The organism is Vibrio sp. D173a (assembly GCF_030248475.1).
The window spans coordinates 1-3200 of the sequence record NZ_JAHGAH010000058.1 but is presented as its reverse complement, the minus strand read 5'-3'; the positions used below and the strand labels follow the sequence as shown (position 1 = coordinate 3200).

At 45.1% G+C, this 3200-nt stretch carries 3 protein-coding genes and 1 pseudogene; 3 read left to right on the top strand and 1 reads right to left on the bottom strand.

Translation table 11 applies throughout. The annotated features are described in order from the left end of the window. From KIV40_RS06805 to KIV40_RS06795, 3 genes and pseudogenes are all read left to right on the top strand, one after another. The coding region (locus tag KIV40_RS06805; protein WP_285348400.1) for a transposase domain-containing protein at positions 1–181 on the top strand (181 nt) is incomplete at its 5' end. Between the two features lie 235 nt (positions 182–416). Next, entirely contained in the window at positions 417–812 is a 396-nt protein-coding gene (locus tag KIV40_RS06800) for a protein EspD (protein ID WP_285348399.1), read from the top strand. Positions 813–936: 124 nt separating this feature from the next. Continuing rightward, positions 937–2229, top strand: a pseudogene (locus KIV40_RS06795) (DEAD/DEAH box helicase); the annotation flags it as partial. Positions 2230–2315: 86 nt separating this feature from the next. Here the strand turns inward: KIV40_RS06795 and KIV40_RS06790 are convergent. Beyond that, the gene (locus KIV40_RS06790; RefSeq protein WP_285348398.1) at positions 2316–3062 is read right to left on the bottom strand and encodes a hypothetical protein; all 747 of its coding nucleotides are present in this window, start codon (positions 3060–3062) and stop codon (positions 2316–2318) included. Positions 3063–3200: the final 138 nt, after the last annotated feature.

Below are 3200 nucleotides of genomic sequence, written 5' to 3'. Positions count from 1 at the left end.
AAATTGGCTGTTCTCAAACACACCAAATGGTGCTGATGCGAGCGCGATGCTTTACAGCATCGTCGAGACGGCGAAAGCCAACGGCCTTATCCTCTACGACTACATGGTCAAGTGCATGAAAGAGCTAGCGCAAGCTGAGCCTGATATCGATGCACTCCTACCTTGGAACTTCAAACATTAACAACATCGCCCTGTGGGTTCATGGGGCGGTTACATTCGTTTTAACTGATTCATCGCTTTAAATATATTTTTTCCTGTAACCTTTGGAGTTGTGCTTTGTTCTTAGTCGTTATAAACATTTTCCTATTGAAAGTGCACTTTTTCATTAGGTGATTCGACATTTAGAAAACATGTATGTACTTAGCAGGCAAGAATAATGTTACTGTGTTTTTTATTTTTAGCGGTAGTATACATAAATGCGTTATCAATCCTCGCCTTGTGATTCCAGCGAACAAAGACAAGAGACCACCAGAGAACGTGCAGAGCGACAACGTTTAGAGCGAAAAGCTGAATTGACATATAACACTGGTGATGAAAAGCGTTGGGCGCAAAATCGCGAGAGAGTACTCCGTGAAAGTAGGGTATCTGAGCCTCACAAAGCTATTACACCAAATCAGCCTCTTACTGATAGCTCTGTTAGTCTGAAGGCTCTATGGGAAATGATCGAAGAGACAAATAAGCAAGTTGCGAATGCGAATGCGATTTCAGGTACAAGTAAAGAGAATCATGATGCAAAGAAAGCGCTAATAGATGCTCAGAGAGATTCTCAAATAAACCGGCTTAAGGAACGCGAGAGTCAAATCACAAAGTAAGATACTCGTCGACTCAAAACGCGATGGATTTGCTTGAGTTGTTCGAAAAATGAATGATTGCTGGATGCTGCTTTCCGTTATCTTGTTCTGGCCCTTATGTGCTACAATCCGCGCAGTTTTTGTAATGAAAAGAATAGGAAACGCTTTGACTTCGTCACAGCCCCCAAAAAAGAATCCCGCTGAAGAGCAAGCGACACCGTCAAATGGTGCGCAAAATGCCAAAGCGAAGCAGGCTAATGCATCTCAAGCACAAGCTTCTCAGAATGCTGCGCCTCAGGCTCAAGTAAATAACGCGGCGTCACTGCGCAAGGCACTTAACCAGTGCATGATGCGTGACCGCTTCCGCTTGAGTAAACGAATCTCTGGTGCAAGCAAAATCAAAAAAGACGCAGCACGTAACGCTGTGTTTGATGAAATCGCATTAGACATCGCCAAATCCATGATGGTTGTGGAGCAACGTAGTAGCTACAAACCAACGATTGAATACCCTGAAATCCTGCCTGTCAGCCAAAAACGCGACGACATTGCGAAAGCGATCGAAGAAAACCAAGTGGTTATCGTTGCGGGTGAGACCGGTTCAGGTAAAACCACTCAGCTGCCAAAAATCTGTGCTGAGCTTGGTCGCGGTAAGTTCGGTCTGATTGGTCATACTCAGCCTCGTCGTCTTGCGGCGCGTTCGGTTGCAAACCGTATTGCTGAAGAGATGGAAACCAAGCTTGGTGAGTTTGTTGGTTACAAGGTTCGATTCAACGATCAGATCTCTGAAAATACCCAAATCAAATTGATGACGGACGGTATCTTGCTGGCTGAAATTCAGCATGACCGCTTCTTGAATCAATACGACACCATTATTATTGATGAAGCGCACGAGCGCAGCCTGAACATCGATTTCATCTTGGGTTACTTGAAAGAGTTACTACCACGCCGTCCTGATCTGAAAGTGATCATCACGTCGGCAACCATCGACCCTGAGCGTTTTTCAAAACACTTCAACAATGCCCCAATTATTGAAGTGTCAGGTCGTACTTACCCAGTAGAAACGCGTTACCGCCCACTAAGTGGTGATGACGATAATGATCGTGACCAACTTGAAGGTATCTTCGAAGCGGTAGACGAACTGTGCGATGAAGGTTTAGGTGACATCCTGATCTTCATGAACGGTGAGCGTGAAATCCGTGATACCGCTGATGCACTGTCTAAACGCAATCTAAAGAGCACGGAGATTGTGCCGCTTTACGCGCGTTTGTCGGCGGGTGAACAGAACAAGATTTTCCAACCTCATGCAGGTCGTCGCATTGTACTGGCAACCAACGTAGCAGAAACCTCGTTGACGGTTCCGGGCATCAAATACGTTATCGATCCAGGTACGGCGCGTATCAGCCGATACAGTTACACTTCACTAAGCGACTTTCCCATACCTAAATTTATCCGCATTTTCCTAATTTAAGTGATTACTCTAAACGATTTCTGTCCACAGGCTTCCCAACGAAGCCTGCTGGCCCGTCACGACCCTTCTTCTGTGACTGTAATAAACTGCCTCAAGTGTTTTAAAAACCGATTTTGCTCTTCATTCGAAGCGGCATAACTAGAGAAATAAAAGTTTCGATTCGCACGATAAAGGTTTCTTCCTTCATCATCATTACCATGATCCATTTCGATCATCGGAGACATGTGCCATTGAACAAGGTTATTTTTATATTTAACAGCAGGTGCTACGTAAAACTCATAATTAAGCTTAGATTCAAATGGAAGTACTCTAGTTTTTGGTCTGTTTTCCACCCCAGCCATTTTAAATGACATCAAGAGACCAGCGCCGGCGCCGATAAACATCATCGGACCAACTAAGACTACACCAACCACCGATATCGCAACCCCCACATACCCAGAGTAGCGCAGTGCAGCAAAACACGCGTCAGGTGCTAATTGAAGGTCCGAAACGATCATCCCCTTTTCGGTCAAGGTCACCGTTTGTTTCACATCAGGGTTACCGGCGTAATAGAAGTACGTCAGTATACCTCCTGAAAAAATTAAAAGAAGAAGAGCCCCCAAGAAGCCATCTGACAACGCGTCCCACACCAACCATAAGGAACCTAGGCCAAATAACGACCATAAAAAAATTGTCCCGTAATCAGTAGGAGAGACTTTCACGACTTCAAATTGATACACCACCTTGGCATCATGAACCGCTTGCTGCTGAGTTTGTTGATATTCGGGGGTCAGCTCCGGTAACGAGTCTACAGACACATACATTATTTAGGCACCTCCAACTGCACCTTGTGATTATCGATCAGTGATGGGACATCACTCTCTGCCATGGCTTTTTGTTCGCTCACGCCAGCTAAGGTTTGTCCTTGGTAGAAGCTGGCTAATTTATCGCTTTCATCATAC